Annotated in this window: 20 protein-coding genes; 3 read left to right on the top strand and 17 right to left on the bottom strand. The window is 72.1% G+C overall.

Annotated features, from left to right (window positions below; all coding sequences use genetic code 11):
• Window positions 1-18: 18 nt before the first annotated feature.
• The 6 genes from QRN49_RS15435 to QRN49_RS15410 all read right to left on the bottom strand — a co-directional run bounded on the left by QRN49_RS15435 (window position 19) and on the right by QRN49_RS15410 (window position 7,027).
• Complete coding sequence (locus QRN49_RS15435; protein WP_284756587.1) at window positions 19-1,539, bottom strand: inositol monophosphatase family protein; 1,521 nt, start codon at window positions 1,537-1,539, stop codon at window positions 19-21.
• A gap of 128 nt (window positions 1,540-1,667) precedes the next feature.
• On the bottom strand, window positions 1,668-2,744 hold the full coding sequence (locus tag QRN49_RS15430) for an ABC transporter ATP-binding protein (RefSeq protein ID WP_282819418.1): 1,077 nt from the start codon (window positions 2,742-2,744) through the stop codon (window positions 1,668-1,670).
• A gap of 71 nt (window positions 2,745-2,815) precedes the next feature.
• Entirely contained in the window at window positions 2,816-3,628 is an 813-nt protein-coding gene (locus tag QRN49_RS15425; protein ID WP_128781245.1) for an ABC transporter permease, read from the bottom strand.
• Entirely contained in the window at window positions 3,625-4,659 is a 1,035-nt protein-coding gene (locus tag QRN49_RS15420) for an ABC transporter permease (RefSeq protein ID WP_111034030.1), read from the bottom strand. Before QRN49_RS15420 ends, QRN49_RS15425 begins: the two co-directional genes overlap by 4 nt.
• Window positions 4,656-5,810 carry an extracellular solute-binding protein gene (locus QRN49_RS15415; protein ID WP_284756586.1) on the bottom strand — a complete coding sequence of 385 codons (1,155 nt, stop codon included), beginning with the start codon at window positions 5,808-5,810 and terminating at the stop codon, window positions 4,656-4,658. The genes QRN49_RS15420 and QRN49_RS15415 overlap by 4 nt, the downstream gene beginning before the upstream one ends.
• Before the next feature lie 266 nt (window positions 5,811-6,076).
• Entirely contained in the window at window positions 6,077-7,027 is a 951-nt protein-coding gene (locus QRN49_RS15410; protein WP_071405478.1) for a hypothetical protein, read from the bottom strand.
• A gap of 114 nt (window positions 7,028-7,141) precedes the next feature.
• On the opposite strand from QRN49_RS15410, the gene QRN49_RS15405 reads away from it, so the two are divergent.
• The gene (locus tag QRN49_RS15405; protein WP_284756585.1) at window positions 7,142-7,564 is read left to right on the top strand and encodes a DUF3054 domain-containing protein; all 423 of its coding nucleotides are present in this window, start codon (window positions 7,142-7,144) and stop codon (window positions 7,562-7,564) included.
• Window positions 7,561-8,574: a LacI family DNA-binding transcriptional regulator gene (locus QRN49_RS15400; protein WP_027464613.1), complete on the top strand. Its 1,014-nt coding sequence runs from the start codon at window positions 7,561-7,563 to the stop codon at window positions 8,572-8,574. The genes QRN49_RS15405 and QRN49_RS15400 overlap by 4 nt, the downstream gene beginning before the upstream one ends.
• 136 nt (window positions 8,575-8,710) lie before the next feature.
• On the opposite strand, the gene QRN49_RS15395 is transcribed toward QRN49_RS15400, so the two are convergent.
• On the bottom strand, window positions 8,711-9,364 hold the full coding sequence (locus QRN49_RS15395) for a hypothetical protein (RefSeq protein WP_017886998.1): 654 nt from the start codon (window positions 9,362-9,364) through the stop codon (window positions 8,711-8,713).
• Between the two features lie 70 nt (window positions 9,365-9,434).
• The gene (locus QRN49_RS15390; RefSeq protein WP_194653672.1) at window positions 9,435-10,397 is read right to left on the bottom strand and encodes a DUF3097 domain-containing protein; all 963 of its coding nucleotides are present in this window, start codon (window positions 10,395-10,397) and stop codon (window positions 9,435-9,437) included.
• 80 nt (window positions 10,398-10,477) lie between these two features.
• Here QRN49_RS15390 and QRN49_RS15385 point away from each other — a divergent pair, with 80 nt between their 5' ends.
• A complete protein-coding gene (locus QRN49_RS15385) occupies window positions 10,478-11,527 on the top strand; it encodes a zinc-dependent alcohol dehydrogenase family protein (RefSeq protein WP_111235477.1) in 1,050 nt (349 codons plus the stop codon).
• A 109-nt stretch (window positions 11,528-11,636) separates the two neighbouring features.
• On the opposite strand, the gene QRN49_RS15380 is transcribed toward QRN49_RS15385, so the two are convergent.
• The 9 genes from QRN49_RS15380 to mnmA form a co-directional block, all read right to left on the bottom strand.
• Entirely contained in the window at window positions 11,637-12,359 is a 723-nt protein-coding gene (locus tag QRN49_RS15380; RefSeq protein ID WP_111038782.1) for a methyltransferase domain-containing protein, read from the bottom strand.
• A complete protein-coding gene (locus tag QRN49_RS15375; RefSeq protein ID WP_284756584.1) occupies window positions 12,356-13,555 on the bottom strand; it encodes a type III polyketide synthase in 1,200 nt (399 codons plus the stop codon). The genes QRN49_RS15380 and QRN49_RS15375 overlap by 4 nt, the downstream gene beginning before the upstream one ends.
• A 123-nt stretch (window positions 13,556-13,678) precedes the next feature.
• Complete coding sequence (gatB, locus tag QRN49_RS15370; RefSeq protein ID WP_284756583.1) at window positions 13,679-15,184, bottom strand: Asp-tRNA(Asn)/Glu-tRNA(Gln) amidotransferase subunit GatB; 1,506 nt, start codon at window positions 15,182-15,184, stop codon at window positions 13,679-13,681.
• Window positions 15,184-16,731: an Asp-tRNA(Asn)/Glu-tRNA(Gln) amidotransferase subunit GatA gene (gene gatA, locus QRN49_RS15365; protein ID WP_111022649.1), complete on the bottom strand. Its 1,548-nt coding sequence runs from the start codon at window positions 16,729-16,731 to the stop codon at window positions 15,184-15,186. The genes gatB and gatA overlap by 1 nt, the downstream gene beginning before the upstream one ends.
• A gap of 11 nt (window positions 16,732-16,742) precedes the next feature.
• Window positions 16,743-17,042: an Asp-tRNA(Asn)/Glu-tRNA(Gln) amidotransferase subunit GatC gene (gene gatC / locus QRN49_RS15360; protein WP_017887005.1), complete on the bottom strand. Its 300-nt coding sequence runs from the start codon at window positions 17,040-17,042 to the stop codon at window positions 16,743-16,745.
• A 137-nt stretch (window positions 17,043-17,179) separates the two neighbouring features.
• On the bottom strand, window positions 17,180-19,501 hold the full coding sequence (locus QRN49_RS15355) for a transglycosylase domain-containing protein (RefSeq protein ID WP_284756582.1): 2,322 nt from the start codon (window positions 19,499-19,501) through the stop codon (window positions 17,180-17,182).
• A 287-nt stretch (window positions 19,502-19,788) separates the two neighbouring features.
• The gene (locus QRN49_RS15350) at window positions 19,789-21,225 is read right to left on the bottom strand and encodes an alpha/beta hydrolase (protein ID WP_284756581.1); all 1,437 of its coding nucleotides are present in this window, start codon (window positions 21,223-21,225) and stop codon (window positions 19,789-19,791) included.
• Window positions 21,226-21,418: 193 nt separating this feature from the next.
• On the bottom strand, window positions 21,419-23,749 hold the full coding sequence (gene ligA, locus QRN49_RS15345; RefSeq protein ID WP_209130237.1) for an NAD-dependent DNA ligase LigA: 2,331 nt from the start codon (window positions 23,747-23,749) through the stop codon (window positions 21,419-21,421).
• Between the two features lie 66 nt (window positions 23,750-23,815).
• Window positions 23,816-24,922 (bottom strand): tRNA 2-thiouridine(34) synthase MnmA, encoded by a 1,107-nt coding sequence (mnmA, locus tag QRN49_RS15340; protein ID WP_284756580.1) that lies wholly within the window; start codon window positions 24,920-24,922, stop codon window positions 23,816-23,818.
• Window positions 24,923-24,962: the final 40 nt, after the last annotated feature.

Raw genomic sequence — 24,962 nt, 5'->3', positions numbered from 1 at the left:
CTCCAGTCCGCACCGTGCTCACCCCGCGGCGAGCGCCGCCGTCCACACCGCGTGCAGCTCGTCCGCGGCCCCCGGGTGTGCCACGAGGAACGGCTCCCCCACGGGTGGGAAGCCCTCGACGGGGCCGGACCGCGTCAGCACGACGCCCCCCGCCTCGTGCACGAGCAGCACCGCTGCACCGTGGTCGACCGAGTTGAACGCCGAGACACAGCCGCCGATCCCCCGCCCGGCCGCGACCTGGGCGATCGTCAAGGTCCCCGATCCCTGCACCCGGAGCGTGCACGACCGGTCGGCCAGGGCGTCGAGGAACGCCCCGAACCCCGGCCACGGGCGGTGCCCGTCGAGCTCGGTGCCGACGACGGCACCGGCGAGCGGACGGGGTGTGTCGTCGAGTCGGAGCTGGCGGTCGCGCAGGGTGGCGCCGCGGCCGCGTCGGGCTTCGAGCACCTCGCCGCGCCAGGGGTCCGCGACGACGCCGACGAGCGGACGGCCGCCACGGGTCAGGCAGAGCGACATCGAGGTCCAGGGCACGCCGTTGGCCAGGTTGGTGGTGCCGTCGACGGGGTCCAGGAACCAGCGGTGGCGGTCGCCGGGGGCCTCGCCGTACTCCTCGCCGGTGAACCCGTGCGTCGGGAACACCATCCGCACGCGGGAGCGGACGTGCTGCTCCACCAGGCGGTCGACGTCGGTGACCAGGTCGGCGGGGTTCGCCTTGGTGTGGACCTCGCTGACCGGGTGCTCACGCGTGTAGGCGATGACCTCGTGGGCGATGCGGTGGGCCAGGGCCTGGGCGCGCGAGGCGACCTCGGTCTCGGTGGGCTCGCGGTCGCGCTCGGGCCAGCCGTCCCGCTCGGCCGCCGACAGGGCCGCTCCGATGGACCCGACGTCGTTCGTGGTGATCGAGTCGACTCCGAGCCGGGCTGCCCAGATCGCGGGCTCGACGTCGTCGATGGTCCAGACGGCGACGCGCAGGCCCAGGGCGTGCGCGACCTCGACGGTGCGCGGGGTGAGGAACGCGACGTCGAGGTTGAGCGTGGACGGGCCGAGCGCCTCGAGGTCCGCCGACACGGGCGGGTCGAGCGACTCCCATGCCAGCCAGACGTCGGCATCGGGCAGCACGGAGCGGACGGCCGCCATCGCCTCCGGTGCCCCGCACCAGGCCACCGCGGTGGAGCCGGTGAAGCCCGCGACGGTGCGGGCGGCGACCAGGGCGTCCTCGGCGTCGGTCACGTCGACGAGCAGGGTCGACCGGCAGCCGTCGAGGCGTTCGAGCGCGCCGTCGAGCCGCGGGATCCGGTCGAGGCCGTTGCCGAGCCGGGCGACGTCGCACCAGTCGACGTCGGACACCCGGCGGGCGTCGCCCCACATCCGGCCGAGCGTCTCGTCGTGCAGCAGGACGGCGACACCGTCGGCGGTACGACGGACGTCGACCTCGATCACCTCGGCGCCGAGCGCCTCGGCGACCGCGATGGCGGGCAGGGTGTTCTCACGGCGGACACGCGGCGCACCGCGGTGGGCGACGAGGCGTGGCGGACGCACGCCGGGCCTCCCGTCCGGACTGGTGGCGACCACCTGGTCGACCGCAGCCGCAGCCGCAGCCGCAACGGCAACCGAAGCCGACGCCGACGCAGCCGACACGGCCGCAACGGACGTCGGGACCCCCGCGCTCATCGCGCGACCTCGAGCAGCACGCCGTCGCGGTGGACGAGCACCTCGCCCAGGCGCACCCCGGTCTCGGTGCCGACCGCCGGCGGTGGCCCGGTGACGTAGGCACGGAGCTCCGCGCCGTCGGTGCTGAGCACGACCTCGGCGAAGTGCCCCCGCATGAGCACCCGCGCGACCGTCGCGCGGATCGGCGAGTCGTCGGTGAGCACGACCTGTTCGGGCCGGATCAGCACCGTGTCGGCCGCCGTCGGGCTGACCGACGTGCCGGCGAGGAACCGTCCGGTGACGACGCTCGTCGACCCGATGAACGACGCGACGAAGCTCGTGGCGGGGCGGGCGTAGAGCTCGGTCGGGGTCGCGATCTGCTCGATGCGGCCGTCGTGCATCACGGCGATCCGGTCGGAGATGCTGAGCGCTTCGTCCTGGTCGTGCGTCACGATCACGGTCGTGATGCCGAGCCGCTGCTGGATGCGGCGGATCTCGTCGCGGACGCTCACGCGGAGCTTCGCGTCGAGGTTCGACAGCGGCTCGTCGAGGAGCAGGACGTCCGGCTCCTGCACGATGGCGCGGGCCAGGGCCACGCGCTGCTGCTCACCACCCGAGATCGCGGTCGGCTTCGAGCCGGCGTGGTGGCTGAGGCCGACGAGCTCGAGCGCGTCGCGCACCCGCTCGGCGACCCGCTGCTTCGGCACCCGTCGGGTCCGCAGCGGGAACGCGACGTTCTGCGTCACCGTCATGTGCGGCCAGAGCGCGTAGTTCTGGAACACCATCGCGCTCGGCCGGCGCTCCGGACCGAGCAACGTGACGTCGCGGTCCCCCATGGTCACGACGCCGCCGTCGGCGGGCAGGAACCCCGCCACCATGCGGAGCGTCGTGGTCTTGCCGCAGCCGGACGGCCCGAGGAGCGAGACGAGCTCGCCCTTCGCGACGTCGAGGTCGATGCCGGCGACGACGTCGCGTCCGCCGAGCGTCTTGCGCAGTCCGCGGATGGTGAGGCCGCCGGATCGGGTCCGGTCCGTCGTGCTGCCGTCGGCCTGGAGGCCCGGTGCGCGTTCCGCGACGAGCGTTGCGTCCGTCATCTGGTCGCCTTTCGTGCTGGTGTGGGTCATCGGTGTCGGTCCGGGTGTCGGCCCGGTCGGTCGCGGCCGGGTCATCGGATCTGGAAGCCGTCCGCCAGTCGGCCGCCCATGATGTGCTTCCGGGCGAGCAGCAGCAGGACCACGGACGGGATGCTCAGCGCGATCGCGAACACCGCCGAGACCTGGCGTGGGGAGTTCAGGACGAGCGAGTACATCGCCGTCGGCATCGTCATGTACGTCGGGGCGCCGACCAGGTACGTGCCCTGCGCCTCGTCGAAGGACGCCAGGAACGACATCACCATCGCGACGAGGATCCCGGGCCAGGCGATCGGGAACGTCACCTTCCAGAAGGTGCGCCAGCGGCTGGCCCCGGCGTCGCGGGCGGCTTCCTCGAGGGACCGCGGCACGGCCGAGAACGCCGCGGCGGGCAGCCACGTCATGAACACGACGCAGCCCAGGACGTGCACGATCAGGATCCCGGTGACCGTGTTCATGAGGTTCAGCGCGGTGAACATCGCCGACATCGTGACGAAGAGGCCCATCTTCGGGAACGCGTTCGTGGCGAACAGCCCGACGAGCACGAGGCGCCGCCCCGGGAACTCGATGCGGCTGATCGCCCACGCGGCGGGCAGGCAGACCACCGCGGCGATGAGGACCGTGAGCGGGGCGAGGACGAGCGAGTTCTGCACCGCGACGGCCAGGCTGCGGTCCTCGAACACGGTGCCCCACCACTGCAGGGTCCAGCCGTCGGGCAGCAGGTTCGGGTAGGTCCACGTCGTGGCGAAGGCCCGGGCGGCCAGCCAGACGAGCGGCCCGAGGATGAACACGGCCAGCACGATCGCGGTCGCCCAGACGAGGGCGGTGCCGGTCAGACGCTTGATCACTGCTGCTCCTGACGCTTCTTGTCGAGTTCGCCCGCGTTCGAGCGGACCGTCGAGCGGAGGTAGAAGACGCTCGCGGCCGCGGCGAACGCGAACACGATGAACGCCATCGCCGTCGACTGCTGCGGACGGTTGTAGGCCTGGAAGTACTTCGAGATGTCGACGCCGAGCATCGTCGGCGCGTTCGGACCGGTGAAGTACGGCACGGTGAACGAACCGAGCACCCCGATCACGGTGAACGTCGTCGCGATGACGAGCGGGGTCGCGGCCATCGGCAGGAGCACCTGCCAGACGACGCGCCAGGTGCTCGCCCCGGCGTCCTTCGCGGCCTCGACCAGGGCGTCCGGAGTGCCCTGCAGCGCCCCGGCGATCATCAGCACCGCGAACGGCAGGCTGGTCCAGACGCTGCCGAACACCACGGCGACGAGGGTGTAGCCCCACACCGGGACGTCGAGGCCGAACTGCGCACCGAGGCTCCGGAGGAACCCCTGCGCGTCGGTGAAGGTCAGGATCGACCAACTCGCGATGACCACCGGCACGAAGATCGGCACCACGGCCAGGACGCTGAGGGTCTTGCCGAGGAAGCCTCCGCGGAGCCGCAGGATCACCGCGACGACGACGGCGAGCCCCACGGTCAGGCCCGTCGACAGCGCGGTGACCCCGAGCGTCGCGACCAGGTCACGCAGGAACGTGGCGTTGCCGAGCAGGGTCGCGTAGACCGCGAACGAGAAGCCGCGCACGGTGTCGCCACCGATGTCGGCGAGCGCCTGGTTCAGGCCGCCCGTGAACCCGAGGCTGAACAGGGCGGCGTTCACCACCGGGACGCCGACGAACAGGACGACGACCAGCACCGGGGCGGCGACGAGGGCGAGGCCCTGCCAGCGCCGGCGGCGGGCCAGCCGCTCCTGCGCCGTGCGTCCACTGGCGGGGTGCGCCGGGCCCTGGGCGTGGGGCGGGACGGGCGGGAGGCCCGTGGCGGAGTCGCCACGGGCCTCCCGGCCGGTTGCCGGGCCGTCCTGGACGGTCTGGGTCACTGCGGGACCTTCGCGTCCCACGCCGCGTTCATGTCGGCGGCGAAGTCGCTCTGGAACCCGAGGCGGAGCTGCGAGGGGTTCGCGTCGGCGAACTGCTCGGCGACCGACGCCGGCAGGCTGTCGAGCGGGATCACCGGGTAGCCGGAGACGGCGCTCGCGACGAGCTGCTGCCCCTTCGCGCTGAGCACGAAGTCGGCGAGCTTCTCGGCTGCCGCCTTCTTGGCCTTCGGCTCGGTCTTGGGGATGCCGAGGAAGCTCGCGCTGCCGGTGAACGACGGGTCCTCGATCTGCACGGCCTTGGTGGTCTTCGGGATGATGCCGGTCTTCTGCGAGGTGATGAACTGGTCGCTCCAGACCGGGGCCATCGCGATCTGGCCGCTGCCGAGCAGCTGCACGACCTGGTCGTTGCCGTTCGGGTAGACGCCCTTCTGGTACGTCGACGGGCCGAGGTCCTTCAGGGCCGCGAAGCCCTTGTCCCACTTCGACTCGAGCGACTTGTCGTACTTCGTCTGCATCGTCTCCTGCTCGGCGGGCGTCAGGTACTTCGCGAGCACCGTGGCCACGAAGGAGCCACCCGAACCGCCGGACGACGGGGAGTTGTAGGCGAACTCGCCCGGGTTGGCCTTGATCCAGGCGAGCAGGTCGTCGAGGGCCTTCGGCGGGTCCGTGACCTTCTTCGCGTCGTACGCCAGCAGCACGCTCGAGGCGCGGTACGGGATGGCACTGTCGCCGCCCTGCTGCTTCGTGGCGTCCGGGACGTCCTTCAGGTTCGGGATCGTGCTGTCGCTGACCGGTGCCATCAGCCCGGCCTTGCCGGCGGTGGTGACGAAGCCGGCGTCGACGAGGTCGTACGCGACGGACTTGCCGGCCTTGACCGCGGTGGCGAGGTTCGCCTGGGTCTGGGCGTCGTGCTCGCCGTGCAGGTCGATGCTCGTGCTGACGTGGATCTTCGGGTTCGCCTTCTCGAAGGCGGGGATGAGCGACTTGTCCCAGAGGTCCTGGACGTTGGTGTCGCCGCTGATGAACACGGTGAGGTCGGTGGTGCCGTCGGTGTCGGAGGCGTTCGATGCGTTGGCGCTCTGGACGCAGCCGGAGAGTGCGACGGTCGCGGCTGCCGCGATGGCGAGGCCGGCGAGGACTCGGGTCTTCACGTGGGTTCTCCCTGTTCCGTGGTGCGTGGGGTGTGCGGGGTGGGGGCGTGCGGGGTCGTGCGGGCGGGCCGTGTGGGAACGTTCCCGCGCCGGGGTCGAGTGTGGCGCTGCCGGGTGAACTCCGGGTGCCTCCGGCGTCGCCGCCGGGTGAACTCCGGGTGCGGTGCTCGCTCTGGTGCGAGGTTCCGTACTCCGTGCCCGCCCTTGAGCCCTGCACCGAGTACGGAACCTCGCACCGTTCGCGCCGCCCCTCGCACCGTGCGAGGTCACCGCGACATCGGTACCCGTGCATTCCGGAGCTTGGCGCGGAACGCGGACTCGTCCCACACGTCCTTCCAGCCGTACCGGATCACACCGCGCACCTCGGGGAAGGAGCGCAAGCGGTCCTCGCGGTACTTCTCCGCGATGACGACGTCCTCCGCCGACCGCCCTCCGCGCAGCGCTGCATCGCGGTACTTCACCTCACCGTCGAACTCGATCACCACGCCCTGGTCCGGGAGCCAGAAGTCCACGACGATGTCCGGCTCGCCCGGGGTGGTGAAGCGTCGTTGCAGCACCGGGGTGGGAGCGCCGTACTCGTCCAGGCGGACCCGGACCAGCGACTCCCCCACCGAGTCAGCGGCTGGGTCCGCGAAACCGACGGACCGCAGGGCACGGCGCCGGCCCTTCCGTCCCCGCCGCGCGACCCCGTCCAGGACGGCGTCGCGGTCCGCGCCGAGGGCGAGGAGCCGGTCGAGGGCCACCACCGCTTCCGTCATCGGCAAGGTCATGGCGAGGTCCACGGCCGTCCTGTCGAACCCCGTCAGGGTCAGGTCGTCCGCGCGGAACCGCCACGTGCCCGCCATCGACGGGTCGAAGTCGGCGTGCACGACGAACGTCGCGTTGGTCGTCCGCGCATCGCGCCCGGGGCTGGTCAGGTGGACTCGTTCCGGCCACCGGCCCACGTGCGGCACACCGATGACCGCTGCCGCCGACAGGTGCGACACGACGAAGCGAGGTCTGATCCGGTCGACGAGTGATCGCACGAGCACGTGGTGCCGCTGCTCGGGGCGGAGGCCCTTCCACCGCTCGGCGTCCGCGTACCGGCCGTGCGCGATGCGGACCAGTTCCCCAGCGCGGGCCCGGACCCGAATCGCCGCGGCCTCGTCCGGCCGTGACTCGTGCGCGACGAGGACCGTGCAGTCGGGGACGGCGGGGAAACGGGGATGAGCAGCCATGCATCGGATGCTGGCGGACACCCGCACGGTGCGAGTGCGGCCGGATCAGGCTGTGGACAGCGGCGTCCATCCACAGTCGCGAGCGGATGAATCAGCAGCTGCGAGAATGAGCGGGTGAACGCACGCACCTGGGGTTGGCTCGCAGCCGTCATCGACGTCGTCCTCATCGTCGTCTTCGCGCTCATCGGGCGCTCGTCGCACGGTGAGGCCAACACGGCACTCGCGCTCTGGACCACCGCCTACCCGTTTTTGGCCGGTTGGGCGATCGGCTACCTGACGAGCGGTGCCTGGGCCCGACCGCTGCGCTTCTGGCCGACCGGTGCCGTGGTCTGGATCCTCACGGTCTTCGTCGGTCTGGCCATCCGCGTCGCCACCGGCCAGGGCGACGTCGACGGCAACCCGCTGCCGATCTCGTTCGTCATCGTCGCGACGATCGTGCTCGGGGTGTTCCTGCTCGGCTGGCGCGCGATCGCCCGCGGAGTGCTCCGCTTCACCGGATCGCGGTCGCGGCAGGACGCCCCGGCGTCCGACGCGTGAACGGCAGCCGCGGTTCCCAGCCGACGATCCTCGACGTCGCCGCACGTGCGGGGGTCTCGAAGTCGGCGGTGAGCCGTGTGCTGTCCGGGACGGGACGGTTCTCGGACGAGACCCGCGAACGCGTCGAACGCGCGGCAGCCGAGCTCGGGTACGTCGCGAACGCGATGGCTCGCGGGCTGGTCAGCGGGCGCACGAACACGATCGGGATGCTCGTCCGGGACGCCTCGTCCATGGTCTACACCGCGCTGCACGCCGTGATGGAGCGCCGCGCATCGGAACTCGGGTACCGGGTCGTCACCACGACGGGCGTCGGTCGGGTCGAGGACGAGAAGTCCGCCCTCGCCGCACTCGTGTCGATGCGCGTCGACGGGCTCGTCGTGTGCAGCGGCCTGATGCCGTCCGCCGACATCGCCGAGTTCGCGCCCCGCATCGCCACCGTCGTCGCCGGTCGGCCGGAGCTGCACCCGGCGCTCTCGAGCGTCTACTGCGACGAGGTCGACGGTGGGGCCTCCATCGCGGACGCCGTCGCCGATGCCGGCCACACCACGGCCGTGGTGTTCACCGTCCCGCTCGACAACGCGATCACGCAACACGCGCGATCGTCGGCGATGCTCGAGCGGCTCCGAGCACGTGGCGTCCGGGTGATCGACATCGACGCGAGCTTCGTGCGGCCGCCGGACGACCTGGCTGCCGACCTGGTGGACGCCGTGCAGGAGTCGGGCGTGACCGCGGTGATGTGTCCGACCGACCGGCTGATGCTCGACGTGTGCGAGGCGCTCGCCCGCCGCGGTGTCGAGGTCCCGCGCGACCTCTCCGTCACCGGGTTCGACGGCGTCTACCCGCTGGCGAGCGACTGGATCGGCTTCACGACGCTCGAGCAACCGATCGAGCGCATCGGCCGCGAGGCCATCGACCTGGTCATCGGCCGCATCGACGACCCCACGCGCCCGGTCGAGCACCGGTCACTGCGCGGCACCGTGATCCCGGGCCGCACCCTGCTCCCCCGCTGAGTCCGACCCGCCGACCTCGCACCGTGCGAGGAGCCGTGCGAACGGTGCGAGGTTCCGTGCTCGGTGCGGCCAGACGACGCTCGCACCGAGTACGGAACCTCGCACCGAACGCACCCGCACGCACCCGCACCCCCGCCTAGAACAACCCGCTGCGCGGCCCGTCCTCCGGCCCGTCGAACCCGCGGAACATGTCCGACACCAGCGCCTCGATCTGCGGCTCCACCAGGCGTTCCACGGCTTCGGCGATCCGCGGCCGGTGGTCGATGAGCGCCAGGCACACCGCGGTGCCGGTCGACCGCGCACACTCGTCGGACAGCGCGATCTCGTGCCGGAGCGCGGCCTTCGCCTCGTCGGACAGCGGCTCGCGCGGCGTCTGCTCCCCCGCACCGGTGCCGGCCAGCTCGCCGAGGGTGAACAGGAACGGCGACCCCGGCGACGGCTCGGGGTCCACGTCGAGGCCCTGGAACTCCGGCGACAACCCCTCGGCCGGCTGGTACCCCGCGTGCCGCTTCCGCGCCGCCGCCCGCTCGAGTTCGCGCTGCAGCAGCGGCAGGTTCTTCGCCGTGTAGTCGTCGACGGCGTCCTCGACGATCGTCGAGATCCGCCCGATCAGCGCGTGCTGGACGGCGTGCGGCACGTCGGGTCCGAACCCCGCGGCCGCGGCGATCGGGGACCCGGTGCACTTCCGGCAGATGCGCGTGCGCGGGCGGGCGGTCCCGATCTGCCAGCGCGGCAGCCAGCGCAGCCACAGGTCGACCGCGCCCCGCACGCGACCGTCGATGCCGTCCATCCCTCAACAGTAGGCCTGGAGGCGCGGTTCACCCCCGGCACACCGCGCCGGTCGGGCAATCCGCCGGTTCTCAGGCCTGTGGTTCCGTCACGAAGTCGATCAGCTCCTCGACACGGCCGAGCAGCTCCGGCTCGAGGTCGGCGAAGGTGCGCACCTGCCCGAGGATCCGCTGCCATGCCCGGGCGATGTCGGCCTGCTCGGCGTGCGGCCAGCCGAGCGCCTGGCAGATGCCCGCCTTCCACTCGATCGAGCGCGGGATCGTCGGCCACGCCCGCAGCCCCACCCGCGCCGGCTTGACCGACTGCCAGACGTCGACGAACGGGTGCCCGACGACGAGCACGTGCGCGCCCCACTTGCCGCGCATCACCGCGTCGGCGAAGCGGGACTCCTTCGACCCGGGCACCAGGTGGTCGACCAGGACCCCGACCCGGCGCTCCCGCGTCGGCTGGAACTCGTCGAGCACCGCCGCCAGGTTGTCGACGCCGGAGAGTTCCTCGACCACGACGCCCTCGACGCGCAGGTCGGCGCCCCACACCTTCTCGACGAGTTCCGCGTCGTGCTTGCCCTCGACCATGATGCGGCTGGGGAGCGCCACCCGAGCACGCTGCGACTCCACGGCGAACGATCCGGACGCGGTGCGGAGGCGACCACCGTCGGACGCCTGCCGCACGGCGGGCGCGCCCCCGGGCCTCCAGTCCGCGTGCACGGCACCGACGGAACCAGCAGCACCAGCCCGGCCAGCAGCACCCCCGGCACCCCCGGCAGACCGCCCGACCGGCGCCGACGGCCGCCCCAGCGTCACCAGCTCACCCTCGAGCAGGAACTGCCCGGTGAAGGGGAAGGAGCGTGTGCGGCCCTTCCAGTCCTCGAGCGCGATGTTGCCGGCCTCGAGTCCCACCACGGCACCGGCCCACCCGGAGTCCGGGTCCTCGAGCACCATGTCCCGTTCGAGCGGCACCTGCCGCACCTTCTTCACCCCGCGCGAGCGCCAGTCCCCCGAGAGCACATCGCCGCCGTACCGGTCGTCGTCCACCCGCACGAGGGTACTGTCGACGACGGCCCGGACGACGTCGACCGCGCCGGTTCCCCATCATCTCGACGGAAGGCCCGCCCGTGCGCGCAGCGATCATCCACGCCCCGAACGACATCCGCGTCGAGGAGCGCGACCGACCCGGGCTGCTGTCCGGCAAGGACGTCGTCGTCAAGGTCCTCGCGGCCTGTGTCTGCGGATCGGACCTCTGGCCCTACCGCGGCGTCACCGAGACGAAGCAGCCGCGGCCGATCGGCCACGAGCTCGTCGGCGAGGTCGTCGCCGTCGGTGACGACGTCACCGGCCTGCACGAGGGCGACTTCGTCATCTCCCCCTTCACCATGAACGACGGCACCTGCCAGGCCTGCCGCAACGGCATGACCACCGGCTGCGACCACCTGTCCGGGTTCGGCAGCACGGACGCGTACGGCGACCCCGTCGGCGGCGCACAGGCCGAGTACGTGCGGATCCCGGACGCCGACGCCACGCTCGTCGCGGTCCCCGGCCCGGTCGACCCGGCCCTGGTGCCGTCGCTGCTCACCTTGTCCGACGTCTTCTCGACCGGTCACCACGCCGCGGTGTCGGCAGCGGTCGGCCCCGGCAAGACCGTCGTCGTGGTCGGCGACGGCGCGGTCGGTCTGTCCGCCGTGCTCGCCTCGAAGCGGCTCGGGGCGGAGCGCATCATCGCGATGAGCCGCCACGCCGACCGGCAGGCGCTCGCCCGCGAGTTCGGTGCGACCGACATCGTGGCGGAGCGCGGCGACGAGGGCGTCGCGGCGGTCCGCGCGCTGCTCGGCGGCGACTTGGCCGACTGCGCGGTGGAGGCCGTCGGCACCGAGGAGAGCATGGACCAGGCGCTGCACTCGGTCCGGCCCGGCGGCAACGTCGGCTTCGTCGGGGTCCCGCACGGGGTGCCGACCATCGGCACGCGCTACCTGTTCGACACGAACATCGCCATCGCGGGCGGCATGGCCCCGGCCCGGAAGTACATCCCCGAGCTGCTCCCCGACGTGCTGTCCGGCGCGATCGACCCCGGTCGCGTCTTCGACCTGGAGCTGCCGCTCGACGAGGCCGCCGAGGCCTACCGCGCGATGGACGAGCGCCGGGCCATCAAGGTGCTGCTGCGCCCGTAGCGGCGCGCGTCGTGGACGCACCGGCAGACGGACGGGAGGCCCGTGGCGGCGTCGCCACGGGCCTCCCGTCCGTCGTCTGGTCACGTCGGAAAACCGGCGGCCCGCCCGCTCAGGCGTCGCGGATCGCCAGCACCCGGTGCGGCGCAGCCGCCTCGGCCCGCCACCCGCCGGGCAGCACGTCGCGGAGTTCGGGCACCGTGAAGCTCCGGCGGATCGACCGCAGGCCGTCGACGCGGATGAACGTCCCCGCCGCCACGAGCGGTGACGCCAGCGCGTACGCCCGGTAGGCCGCCGGCGAGCGCCGGATGTCGGAGTGCAGGCTGCGCCCGCTCGCGAGCAGTTCGGAGTCGGCGAGGAACCCCCGACGCTCCTCGTCACCCAGGTGGTGCAGCACGTGGTTCGACACGACGACGTCGAACCGCTCACCCGCCGCGACCAGGTCACCGCTCGACTGCTGCCGGAACGTCACGCCGGTCGGGGACGACCGCCGTGCCGCGGCGATGGCTCGTTCGTCCGGATCGACCCCAACGACCTCGAGGTCGAAACCGTCGCTCGCCGCCCACCGCACCAGCGAGCGGGCCAGGTCGCCGCCGCCGCACCCCAGGTCGAGGACCCGGCCTCGGCCGCTGGCGGGCAGGGCCGGCACGACGTGCGAGCGCCAGGCCGCGCGCCAGCCGCTCACGAGCGCGTTCACGACGGCGAAGCGCCGGAACGTGCGCGCGAGGGCGCGCGGGTCGCAGTCCGGGTCGTCCATCAGCTCGGTCAGGTCGAGCGCGCGGGTGCGCAGGTCGACGGCCGGGAGGCCCGTGGTGCCGCCGTCCTGACGGCTCACGCCGCGCCCGTGGTCGCGACGGGCACGCGGGCGGGTGCGACAACGGGTTCCGCCGCGGGTTCCGCCGCGGGTTCTGCCGCGGGCGACGCCGCGGGTTCCGCTGCGAGCCACGCCTCGGTCCGCACCGCGGTGAGCCGTGCGCTCTCGACGGTGAGGCCGGGGCCGAAGGCGAGCGCGACGACGGCACTGCCGTCCTCGAGGCCGGCGTCGACGGCGTCCCGCAGCACGAAGAGCACGGTGGCGCTCGACATGTTGCCGTGTTCCCGCAGCACCCGCCGGCTCGACTCCATGGCGCTGTCGGGCAGGCCGAGCGACTCCTGGGTGCGGTCGAGGATGGCCCGGCCGCCCGGGTGCACCGCCCACACCGGCACGTCCGACGCCGGCCCGCCGTCGAGCAGCGGTTGCACGGCGCTCGGGACGTGCAGGCCGACGAGCTTCGGCACGGCGGTGGACAGGACCATCTCGAAGCCCTCGTCCCCGATGTTCCACGCCATCTCGGACGCCCCCTCGGGCACCACGGCCGTCGTGAAGTCGTCGAAGCGCAGACCGGCACCGTCGCGGGCGACGACCGCGGCGGCCGCACCGTCGCCGAAGACGCTGTTCGCGACGATCTGGTCGGGGTCGTTCGAGGCGCGGACGTGCAGGGTGCAGAGTTCACCGCAGACGACGAGCACGACGGCGTCCGGGTCCTGGTCGACGAACGCCGCGGCGATCCGGAGCGCGGGGAACGCGGCGCAGCAGCCCATGAAGCCGATGTGGTGCCGGAAGACGCCCCCGGGGAGCCCGAGCTGCTCGACGACGTCGATGTCGGGACCGGGCTGCGTGAACCCGGTGCACGACACGGTCACCAGGTGCGTGACGGCCTCCGGTGCGATGCCGGCACGTTCGACCGCGTCGCGGGCGGCGGCGACGAACAGCGGCGGTGCGAGTTCGCGGTACCGGTCGTTGCGCGAACCGGTGGACGGCGAGCGCAGGGTGCCGTCGTCGTCACGGAAGGCCCCACCGGCACGCGCGGAGTCGAGTTCCTCGAGGACGGTGTGCCGCTGGTCGACCGCCGACCCGTCGAACGCGGCGGGGACGAGCCGTTTGCCGAGCCGCCCGAGGTCGGGTTGGGCGGAGAACAGGTCACGCACCCGGGGCTGGTCGAGGGTCGTCTCGGGGACGGCGGTTCCGATGGCGCGGATCGTTGCGGACACGACTCATCCTGTCACCGGATCGCTGACGCGTCCCCAGGATGCACACGGCAACGGGACGCACGGCGACGGGACGCACGGAGGGCACGGCACCGATCGGTGCCGTGCCCTCCGTGGTGGGACCGCTTAGGACTGCTGCGCGCGCTCCAGCACGAGTTCCCGCACGCGGGCGGCGTCGGCCTGGCCCTTCATGGCCTTCATGACCGCGCCGATGATCGCGCCGGCCGCCTGGACCTTGCCGTCCTGGATCTTCGCCAGCACGTCGGGCTGCGCCGCGAGTGCTTCGTCGACCGCGGCGGTCAGAGCGGAGTCGTCCGAGACGACCTTGAGCCCACGGGCCTCGACGACCTGCGCCGGCGAACCCTCGCCCGCGATGACGCCCTCGAGCACCTGGCGTGCCAGACGGTCGGTCAGGTCGCCGGACTCGACGAGCGCGATGACCTCGGCGACGTGCTTCGGCGACACCAGGTCACCGGGGGCGGCGTCCTGCGCGTTGGCGACGCGGCTGATCTCACCGGTCCACCACTTGCGGGCGGCCTGTGGTGCGGCGCCGGCGGCGACGGTGCCCTCGACCTCGTCGAGCAGCCCGCCGTTGACGACGTCCTGGAACTCCAGGTCGGCGAAGCCCCAGTCACCCTTCAGGCGACGGCGGCGTGCGACGGGGGCCTCGGGCAGCGAGGCACGGAGCTCCGCGATGACCGCGGGGTCCGGCACGACGGGCAGCAGGTCGGGCTCCGGGAAGTACCGGTAGTCGTCGGCGTCCGACTTCGGACGACCGGCCGAGGTGCGGCCGGTGTCCTCGTGCCAGTGCCGGGTCTCCTGCGTGATCGTGCCACCGGCGGCGAGGATCGCGGCCTGGCGCTGGATCTCGTAGCGGATGGCACGCTCGACGGCGCGGAACGAGTTGACGTTCTTGGTCTCGGTGCGGGTGCCGAGCTTTTCCTGCCCGCGAGGGCGCAGCGAGATGTTCGCGTCGCACCGCAGGTTGCCGCGCTCCATGCGGGCCTCGGAGACGCCGAGCGACCGGACGAGGTCGCGGATGACCTGCACGTAGGCGGCTCCGAGCTCGGGGGCACGGTGCTCGGCGCCGAAGATCGGCTTCGTGACGATCTCGACCAGGGGCACACCGGCACGGTTGTAGTCGACGAGCGAGTACTCGGCACCCTGGATGCGGCCGGTGGCACCACCGACGTGCGTCAGCTTGCCAGCGTCCTCTTCCATGTGGGCGCGCTCGATCGGGATGTTGTAGATCGTCCCGTCGGCGAGCTCGACCTCGACCTCGCCCTCGTAGGCGATGGGCTCGTCGTACTGCGAGACCTGGTAGTTCTTCGGGTTGTCCGGGTAGAAGTAGTTCTTCCGGGCGAACCGCGAGGACTCGGCGATCGAGCAGCCGAGCGCGAGCCCGAGCTGGATCGAGTACCGCACGGCCTGTGCGTTCACGACCGGCAGCGACCCGGGCAGCCCGAGGTCGACCGGGGTGACGTTCGTGTTGGGTTCGCCGCCGAAGAAGTTCGGGGCGTCCGAGAACATCTTGGTCTTCGTCGCGAGTTCGACGTGGACCTCGAAGCCGAGCACCGGCTCGTAGCGCTCGAGCGCCTCGTCGAAGTCCATCAGCGCGTCCTTCTGCGCCATCAGATCACACCTTCCTGCGCAGCGGACTGCTGACTCTGGTCGAGGTCCGGGACGGACGCGATGAGCGGCGCGCCCCACTGCTGTTCGAGCAGACGCTCGAGGGCGGCACCGTAGCGGTACAGCCGGGCGTCCTCACGCTGGGGCGCCATCAGCTGCACGCCGACAGGCAGGCCGTCCTCGGGCGCGAGGCCGTTCGGGATGCTCATGCCGGGGACGCCGGCGAGGTTCGCCGGGATCGTCGTGAGGTCGTTGAGGTACATCGCCAGCGGGTCGTCGATGCGCTCACCGATCGGGAACGCGGTCGTGGGCGCCGACGGGCTGACGAGCAGGTCGACCTGCTCGAATGCGGCCTGGAAGTCCCGCTGCACGAGCGTGCGGACCTTCTGCGCCGAGCCGTAGTAGGCGTCGTAGTAGCCGGCGCTCAGGGCGTAGGTGCCGAGGATGATGCGCCGCTTGACCTCGGGCCCGAAGCCGGCTTCACGCGTGGCGGCCATGACGTCCTCGACGGTGGCACCGTTCTCGGGCGTGACCCGGAGGCCGAAGCGCACCGAGTCGAACTTGGCGAGGTTCGACGACGCCTCGGCCGGGAGGATCAGGTAGTACGCGCTGATCGCGTACGCGAACGACGGTGCGTCGATCTCGACGACGACCGCACCGGCCGACTCGAGCAGCGCGACCGTCTCCTGGAAGCGCTGGGTCACACCGGCCTGGAATCCGTCGCCCCCGGCGAGTTCCTTCACCACGCCGACGCGCAGGCCGCGGAGCGTGTCCGCCTGCAGCCCTTCGCGTGCGGCGGCGGCCATCGAGGGCCAGGCGTCCGGGATGGACGTGGAGTCCTTCGGGTCGTGCCCGCCGATGACGTCGTGCAGGAGCGCGGCGTCGAGGACGGTGCGGGACACCGGGCCGATCTGGTCGAGGCTGGACGCCAGGGCGATGGCGCCGTAGCGGCTCACCCCGCCGTAGGTCGGCTTCACACCGACCGTGCCCGTCACGGCACCCGGCTGACGGATGGAGCCACCCGTGTCCGAACCGAGGGCGAAGGGGGCTTCGTGCGCGGCGACCGCAGCGGCCGAGCCACCGCCGGAGCCGCCGGGGATCCGGTCGAGGTCCCACGGGTTGCGGGTCGGCCCGTAGGCCGAGAACTCGGTGGTCGAGCCCATCGCGAACTCGTCCATGTTTGTCTTGCCGAGCGGCACGAGGCCGGCGGCGCGGAGCTTCGCGACGGGGGTGGCGTCGTACGGCGGCACCCAGCCCTCGAGGATCTTGGACCCGGCGGTCGTGGGCATGTCCTGCGTGCACAGGACGTCCTTGACGGCGATCGGCACACCGGCGAGCGGCCCGAGGTCGTCGCCCGCGGCACGGCGGGAGTCGATCGACTTCGCCACTGCCAGGGCGTTCTGGTTGACGTGCAGGAACGCGTGCACGTCGCCGTCGACGGCGGCGATCCGGTCGAGGTGGGCCTGGGTGGCCTCGACGCTCGAGACGTCGCGCGCCACGAGGGCGTCGGCGAGCGCCGCGGCGCTCAGCTTCGTGATGTCGTCAGTCACTGTTCTTCGCCCTACTGTTCTTCGCCGAGGATGGCGGTCACGCGGAACCGTTCGCCGTCGGAGTCGGGCGCCCCGGAGAGCGCCTGCTCCTGCGTCAGCGTCGTGCCGACCACATCGGGTCGGGTGACGTTGCCGAGCGGCACGGGGTGGCTCGTCGCCGGGACGTCGTCGGTCGCGACTTCGGCGACCTTGGCGACGCTCTCGACGATGTGCGACAGCTCCCCGGTCAGCTTCTCGATCTCGTCGGGCGTGAGTGCGATACGTGCGAGGTTCGCCAGGTGTGCGACCTGCTCGCTCGTGATGTCAGGCATGGTGCTCCGTCGATCGGTTCGTGGAATGCCCCACAGTCTATTGGCTGCGTCGGGCGCGCAGGCGCGGCTGTGGACAACGCCCTGGAGGCCCGGTGCCGGTCCGCCGGACCGGCACCGGGCCTCCAGGGCGTCGAGGGTCACTTCCCGCTCTGGCCCCTCGCAGCCGGTGCCGCCGGGGCCACCGTCGCGGCGGGCGCCGGCGCAGCCGGAGCAGCGGGTGCAGCAGGCGCAGCCGGAGCAGCCGTCGGCGTCGTCTGGTCGTCCTGCGCCGTCCCCTGCCCGGACGAGGACCCCGACGACGACGAAGACGATGAAGACGACTTGCTCGCCTGCCCGATCATCGCCTGGCTCGGCGCGGGCAGCGCTCCCCCGCCGACGGTCTGGTCGAGGTACGCCATCATCGACTTCCCGACCCCGAACTTCGCGCTGTACCCGGTGGTGCCCTGCAGGAACGGCCAGTTCGCCAGGCTCACGCTCCCCTGCACGTTGCCGACCCAGGTGGCGTTCGTGTACTTCGTCGACGACGCGACCAGCCAGTTCTGCACGTCGCCGTCGGTGGTGCCGGTCTTCGCGAACTTCGCCACGCTGTCCCCGGGGTTCGCACTCGCCGCGGTGCCCGAACCGGACAGGACGCCCTGCAGCGCGTAGTCGACCGTGCCCGCGACGTCCGCCGAGACGCCCTGCGTGCAGGACGACGGCGTCGGGGTGATCTTCGTGCCGTCCGCCTCGGTCACCGAGTCGATCGCGGTGGGCGTGCACACGATGCCGCCGTTGGCGAAGCCCGCGTAGGCCTCGGCCAGGTCGATCGGCGACAGCTCGTTCACGCCGAGGATCGAGGACGGCGTCTGCGTCAGGTCGCCGCCGTCGGCGCGGTGGATGCCCATCGACTGCGCGAGCTGGGCGATCTTGCACAGGTCGAGCTGCTTCCCCATCTGGGCGTACGCGGTGTTGATCGACTCGACCGTCGCCGCCTCGACCGACATCGACGACGGCACGCTCTCGGCGTTGGCGACGTTCCAGGTGCCGCCCGCGACGTTCTGGCAGGTGTTGGTGAACTCGGCGTTCTCGAACTGGTGCTCCGAGGTGGTGACCGAGTCGGACAGGGTGTGCCCGCTGGCGAGCCACTCGGCCAGGGTGAACACCTTGTAGGTCGAGCCGGTCTGGAACCCGCCCGAGTTGCCGTACCCGGAGTCGGCGCTGTAGTTCACCGCCGTGGCCCCGGCAGCCGCGTTGTCCCCCTGCGTGTACGTGGTGTTCTGGACCATCGACATGATCCGACCGGTGCCGGGTTCCACGGTGACGTTCGAGCCGCCCACATCGACGCCGGCCATCGTGGCCGGCACGTAGGTGGACAGGGCGGACTGTGCCTGGTCCTGCAGGTCGAGGTCGAGCGAGGTGTGGATCTGCAGGCCCTTGGTGTCGAGCGTGGCGATGCGTGCCGCCGCGGTCTTGCCGAACGCGGGGTCCTGCAGCACCTGGTCGCGGACGTAGTCGCAGAAGTACCCGGCGTCGTGGTGCGTCGCGGCGGTCGAGCACCCGTTGGCGGTCTCGGTGATCTTCGGCGTGACCGGCGTCGCGATCGCCTTCGTCATCTGTGCCTTCGTGATCGACCCGTGCGCCTGCATCCGGCGGAGCACGTAGTCGCGGCGCTCCTTCGTCAGCTCGTACCCGTTGGCCTTGCCGTTGTCCTTGTCGCTCGGCACGTCGATGCGCAGGTTCGACGGGTTGTTGAGGATCGCGACGAGCGTGGCCGACTGCACGAGCGACAGGTCCTTCGCGTGCACGCCGAAGTAGTGCTCGGCCCCGGCCTCGGCCCCGTAGACCCGCCCGCCGAGCCCGACGATGTTGAGGTACCCGGTCAGGATCTCGTCCTTCGAGTACTTCTTGTTCACCGCGATCGCGTACCGCATCTCCTGCAGCTTGCGCTGCGGCGTGACGCCGGCCGCGTCCTCGTAGCAGGCTTCGACCTTCTTCTCGGTGGCGGCCTGGTCCTTGCCCGTGAGCTCCTCGCACTGCTGCACCAGGACGTTCTTCACGTACTGCTGCGTGATGCTCGAGCCGCCCTGCACGTCCCCGCCGACGACGGTCGCGGCGACCCCGCGGAGCGTCCCGAGCACGTCGATGCCGCCCTCGTCGTAGTAGCGCGGGTCCTCGGTGTCGATCGCCGCCTGCTTGAGCGAGTCCGCCATCTGGTCCGCCGTCACGTTCGTGCGGTTCTCGGCGTAGAACGAGGCGATCTTGACCTGCTTCCCGCCCTGCTCCGCGTACACGGACGACACCTGCTGCGGGGTCTGCACGTCGAGGTAGGTCGGCAGGTCCTCGAAGAACGAGACCGCCCCGGACGTCCCCTCACCCGCGACGGCGACCGCCGGGGTCACCGCGACGGCGACGAGCATGCCAGCGAGCACGGACATCACCACGAACATCAGGAGAGCACCAGGCCATCGCACCACACGCATGACGGCACCGTAGGCAGCAGGGCTGTACTGGTTCTGCCCTGGAACGAGTGCAGGCTGCGGTCGCGCTCAGGTTGCCACCCAGGCGGTTCCGAGGTCGGGTCGCGATCCGCGCGTGCGCGCCGATCCGGCCGGGAGGCCCGCAACGGCTCCGCCACGTCGGCCGCCGGTCACGATCGGGTCACGTCCACCGCGTCGCCACGACCGGCGGGTCCGCCCGGTCGGTGGTCGGGCACCGCCGGCCGTTCAGGGCTGGTCGGCCGGTCGGCCGGTCGGTCGGTCACGGCCGGTCAGTCACGGGGCTGCAGGTCCTGCGGGCGCACGAGGTACATGTCCGGCGAGGCGCCGACGATGCCGTCACCACCCGACTTGCCGCGTCGGACCTGCTCGCGCACCAGGTCGCCGCGTCCGATGCCGATCAGGGCGACGTCGTGCAGCGATGCCGTGCCCGGCTTGAGGTAGTCGTTGTGCCCCACGGGTCGCCGGAACACGTCACCGGCCGACAGCGCGTCGGCACCCCCGGCGAGGTCGAGCACGGTCGACCCGAACGACGCCCCGCCCGGGTCGGTGCCGAAGTACCCGGAGCCCGCGATGGGGTCGCTGTGCGCGCCGCCGACGAACACCTGCCCGGTGGCGACGGCGAGGTCGTCCGCCGTCCGGACGTCGCTGCCCGGAGACCCGAGCACGGTCAGGGTGTCGGCGGTCATCCGCCCCGACGCCAGGGCCGTCATCGCCGTGGTCGACCCGTACGAGTGCGCGACGATGTTCACGCGCGGTTGGTCTCCGGCACGGATCACACGCAGCCCTGCGACCGTCCGTTCGAGCCGCTCCGCCCCGGTCCGGGCGAGCCCGAGCGACAGGATGTTCGACAGGTCCGGCGTGCGGTACCCCATCCACGCGACGACGGCGGCTCCCGACCCGTTGCCCGTGGCGGCGAGCGGCGCCAGGGTGGCCTGCTCGCGGGACAGGTCGTTGGCGGTGTTCGTGAAGTCGGTCATCTGCCCGGTGACCGTGAAGAACATGCCCGGCACCACGACGGTGACGTCGGCCGCGGTGTCGAGGTCGCCGATGCTGATCGCCGCACGGCCGGACCCCCGGGTGTCGAGCGCCACCAGGAAGCGCCGCGGGTCGCCGGCTTGCTGCACCAGGGAGTCCCGGACCTGCCCGAGCATCGCGGCCCGGGCTGCACCGAGATCGGCGTCGGCGAGGCCGGACGTCAGCGTCGCACGGTTCGCCTGGTCACGGACGGCGTACGGCACGCCCTCGAGGTTCCCGACCAGGGCGGGCGCGTGCGCGAGGAGTCGGTCCTGCTCGTCGGCGGGCAGGTGCGACCACCACTGCGCGACGGTCTGCGCGGGCGGCGGGTCGTCCTGCACCGTCGCCACGACGCCGCGGTCGGTGGCCGCGCTCCGCAGGTCGGCGGCGCCGAGCGCACCGAGGTCTTCGACGAAGGCGCGCCCGTGCGCGGCGGCGAGGTCGTCGACCCCCACCGCGGTCGTCGACGACGCCGCTGTCGCCACCGGCGTCGCCACGGGAGCCGACACGGATGCCGATGCCGACGCCGACGCCGACGCCGACGCCGACGAGAGCGTGTCGTCGACCGGGACGATGCGGGTCGTGGCGGTGCTGGCGACCGTGACATGGTGCGCCGGGGGCATGCCTGGGGCCTCGATCACTCCGAGCGAGTGCACCGAGGCGGTGAGCAGAGCCGCAGCGATGAGCAGCATTCGGGTCTCCCCCGGGAAGGCCGTCCCGACGTCCCCCTGCAGACGACGGGTGATGCTCGGTCGAGTCTATGGAGATGTCCGCGGATCATCCATGCGCGATGCAACTTGTCCCCCGAACTGGGCGCGTTCGACGGCGCGCCGCGCTCAGCGGATGCGACCGGGCGTGCTGTGCGCCCCGGTCGGTCCTCGGTCCTCAGTCCTCGGTCGTGGGGGCTTCCGGTTCGGCGAGCGCCGCGGGTCCCTCGGTCACGAGCAGGTGGAACTGCTCGGCGTCGATGATCCGGACGCCCAGCTGCTCGGCCTTCGTGAGCTTCGAACCGGCACCCGGACCGGCCGCCACGAAGTCGGTCTTCTTGCTCACGCTCGAGGCAGCCTTGCCACCGGCGGTGATGATCGCCTCCTGTGCACCTTCGCGCGTGTAGCCCTCGAGCGACCCGGTCGCGACGACGGTGACGCCGCTCAGCACGCCGCCCTCGACGTCGGCGCTGCCCGGGCCGGGGTGGCCCGGGGTGGTGAACTGCACGCCGGCCGCCGTCCAGCGGTCGATGATCTCGCGGTGCCAGTCGACGTCGAACCAGGCGAGCAGGGCGTCGGCGATGATCCCGCCCACGCCGTCGACGGCGGCGAGGTCCTCGCGCGAGGCCGACCGGATCGCGTCGAGGGAGCCGAAGTGGTTCGCCAGGGCCCGGGCGGCGACGGGTCCGACGTGGCGGATGCTCAGGCCGACCAGGATCCGCCACAGGGGCTTCGTCTTCGCCGCGTCGATGTTCGCGAGCATCTCGAACGCGTTCTTCGACGGGTAGCGGCTCGGCTCACCGGTGTAGTCGGCACCGCGTGCCTCGGGGTCGAACGGCGGGTCGGTCTTCTTGCGCGCCCGGCTGAACGGCGTGACGCGCTTCGGGGTGCCGTCGTCGTCCACCTTCTCCATGCCGGTCTCGGCATCGCGGACGATGACCTCGATCGGGACGATGTCCTGCATCGTCAGGTCGAACAGCCCGGCCTCGGTGACGAGCGGCGGGGTCTCGGGGCGAAGCGGCTGCGTGAGTGCTGCGGCCGCGACCTCGCCGAGCCCCTCGATGTCGAGCGACCCGCGCGAGGCGATGTGCTCGACCCGACCGCGCACCTGCGCCGGGCAGCTCTTCGCGTTCGGGCACCGCAGGTCGATGTCGCCTTCCTTCGCGGGGGCGAGCTCGGTACCGCACTCGGGGCAGTTCGTCGGCATCACGAACTCGCGCTCGGAGCCGTCACGGAGCTCGACCACCGGGCCGAGCACCTCGGGGATGACGTCGCCGGCCTTCCGCAGCACGACGGTGTCGCCGATCAGCACGCCCTTCGCCTTGACGACCTGTTGGTTGTGCAGCGTGGCCTGGCGGACGACGGACCCGGCGACCTCGGCCGGTGCCATCACCGCGAACGGGGTGGCACGGCCGGTGCGGCCGACGCTGACCACGATGTCGGTGAGCGTCGTGTGCACTTCTTCCGGCGGGTACTTGTACGCGATCGCCCACCGCGGCGCCCGCGACGTCGACCCGAGTTCCTCGTGCAGGGCGAGGTCGTCGACCTTCACGACGACGCCGTCGATCTGGTGCTCGACGGACGACCGGCGCTCACCCGTGGTCCGGACGAAGGCGTTGACCTCGTCGATGGTGTCGAACACCCGGTAGTGGCTGCTCGTCGGGAGTCCCCAGGTCTGCAGCAGCTCGTACACCTCGGACTGGCTGCGGACGTCGGTGCCCTGCTCGAGTTCACGGACGGGCCACGCGCCGATGCCGTGCACGAGCATCCGCAGACGCCGCAGCCGGTCGACCATCAGTGCCCGCTTCGCCTCGGACTTGCCCTCTTCCTTCTGGCGGAGGGACCCGGCGGCGGCGTTGCGCGGGTTGGCGAACACGCGCTCCCCCGCCTCGCGCTGGTTGGCGTTGAGCTCGTCGAACTCGGCGACCGGGAAGAAGATCTCGCCCCGGACCTCGACCAGGGGCGGGTGACCGGTGCCGGACAGGCGGTCCGGGATCGTGCCCATCGTGCGGACGTTGCCGGTGACGTCCTCGCCGACCACGCCGTCACCGCGGGTGGCGGCGGAGACGAGCCGACCGTGCTCGTACCGCAGGTTGATCGCCAGGCCGTCGATCTTCAGCTCGGTCAGGAACCGCACCCGCTCGGCACCGGCGTCCCGCTGCACCTTGAGGGCCCACTCGGTGAGCTCGTCGGGGCTGAAGACGTTGTCGAGCGAGAGCATGCGCTCGGCGTGCTCGACCGGCGCGAACTGCGTCGTCTGCGCCTGCCCGCCCACGGTCTGCGTGGGGCTGTCGGGCGTCAGGAGTTCCGGGAACCGCCGTTCGATCGCGTCGAGGCGGTGCACCAGGGCGTCGTAGTCGGCGTCCGACAGGGGCGATGCGTTGCCCTCGTAGTAGTCGTGGCGCAGTTCGGTGACGCGGGCGCGCAACCGGTCGACCTCGCGCGCGGCCTGGGCGGCGTCGAGCCCGTCGGGGTCGATGGTCTCGAACGTCGCGTCGGTCTCGCTCATGGCATCAGTTCTACCGTGCACCACCGACGCGACGTGCAGCGAGCGTGTGCCCCGGGAGCGGCGGGGTCAGGCGTCGACGGGGACGGCGCTGACCGTGGTGTCGATCGTGCACTGGCCGAGCACCCGCGTGCCGACGTAGACCACGGCGGTCTGCCCGGGAGCGACCCCGTGCAGCGGCTCGTCGACGTCGATCACGAGCACGTCGTCCTGCACCCGGGCGGTCGCGGGCACCGGGTCGGCGTGCGCGCGGATCTGCACGTCGCAGGCGAACGGCGTCGCGGGGTCGGCCGGGGCCGTGCCCGCCCAGGTGAACCGCGAGCCGGACATCGAGGTGACGGCGAGGGCCTCCTTCGGGCCGATGACGACCGTGTTGTCCTTCGGGCGGATCTCGAGCACGAACCGGGGCTTGCCGTCCGGTGCCGGGCGACCGAGGGCCAGGCCGCGGCGCTGTCCGACGGTGTAGCCGGTGGCGCCCTCGTGCGAGCCGACGACCGTGCCGTCGCGCTCGACGACCTCACCGGGGGCGGTGCCGACGCGGTCCGCCAGCCAGCCGCGGGTGTCCCCGTCCGGGATGAAGCAGATGTCGTAGGAGTCCGGCTTCTGGGCGACCGTCAGCCCGCGCTCGGCGGCCTCGGCCCGGACCTCGTCCTTCGACGGCGTCGCGCCGAGCGGGAACATCGCGTGCTGCAGCTGCTCGGCGGTCAGGACGCCGAGCACGTACGACTGGTCCTTCGCCCACGCGGCCGACCTGTGCAGCTCGCGGGAGCCGTCCGGACCGGTGACGATCGAGGCGTAGTGCCCGGTCGCGACGGCGTCGAAGCCCAGGGCCAGTGCCTTCTCGAGCAGCGCCGCGAACTTGATCCGCTCGTTGCAGCGCATGCAGGGGTTCGGGGTGCGGCCGGCCTGGTACTCGGCCACGAAGTCGTCGACGACGTCCTCCTTGAACCGGGCCGAGAAGTCCCACACGTAGTACGGGATCCCGAGGGCCGACGCGGCGCGCTGGGCGTCCATCGAGTCCTCGATGGTGCAGCACCCGCGGCTGCCGGTGCGCAGGGTGCCGGGCATCCGGCTCAGGGCCAGGTGCACGCCCACCACGTCGTGGCCGGCGTCGACCGCCCGGGCTGCGGCCACCGCCGAGTCGACACCACCGCTCATCGCCGCAAGAACACGCATGCGTCCAGGGTAACCCGCCGACGAAGCGGTACCGCTGGCG

The organism is Curtobacterium sp. ME-Dv--P-122a (assembly GCF_030209645.1).
In the GTDB taxonomy this organism is placed as follows: Bacteria; Actinomycetota; Actinomycetes; order Actinomycetales; family Microbacteriaceae; genus Curtobacterium; species Curtobacterium flaccumfaciens.
Note: the sequence above shows the minus strand (reverse complement) of the source record. Positions and strands in the feature narration are given on the sequence as shown.

Bases quoted from the DNA above. Each gene is read 5' to 3' on its own strand.
- QRN49_RS15430 (WP_282819418.1), bottom strand. From the start codon at position 2,744: ATGACGGACGCAACGCTCGTCGCGGAACGCGCACCGGGCCTCCAGGCC.
- QRN49_RS15410 (WP_071405478.1), bottom strand. From the start codon at position 7,027: ATGGCTGCTCATCCCCGTTTCCCCGCCGTCCCCGACTGCACGGTCCTC.
- QRN49_RS15395 (WP_017886998.1), bottom strand. From the start codon at position 9,364: ATGGACGGCATCGACGGTCGCGTGCGGGGCGCGGTCGACCTGTGGCTG.
- gatB (WP_284756583.1), bottom strand. From the start codon at position 15,184: ATGGCGCAGAAGGACGCGCTGATGGACTTCGACGAGGCGCTCGAGCGC.
- gatC (WP_017887005.1), bottom strand. From the start codon at position 17,042: ATGCCTGACATCACGAGCGAGCAGGTCGCACACCTGGCGAACCTCGCA.
- QRN49_RS15355 (WP_284756582.1), bottom strand. From the start codon at position 19,501: ATGCGTGTGGTGCGATGGCCTGGTGCTCTCCTGATGTTCGTGGTGATG.
- QRN49_RS15350 (WP_284756581.1), bottom strand. From the start codon at position 21,225: ATGCTGCTCATCGCTGCGGCTCTGCTCACCGCCTCGGTGCACTCGCTC.
- ligA (WP_209130237.1), bottom strand. From the start codon at position 23,749: ATGAGCGAGACCGACGCGACGTTCGAGACCATCGACCCCGACGGGCTC.
- mnmA (WP_284756580.1), bottom strand. From the start codon at position 24,922: ATGCGTGTTCTTGCGGCGATGAGCGGTGGTGTCGACTCGGCGGTGGCC.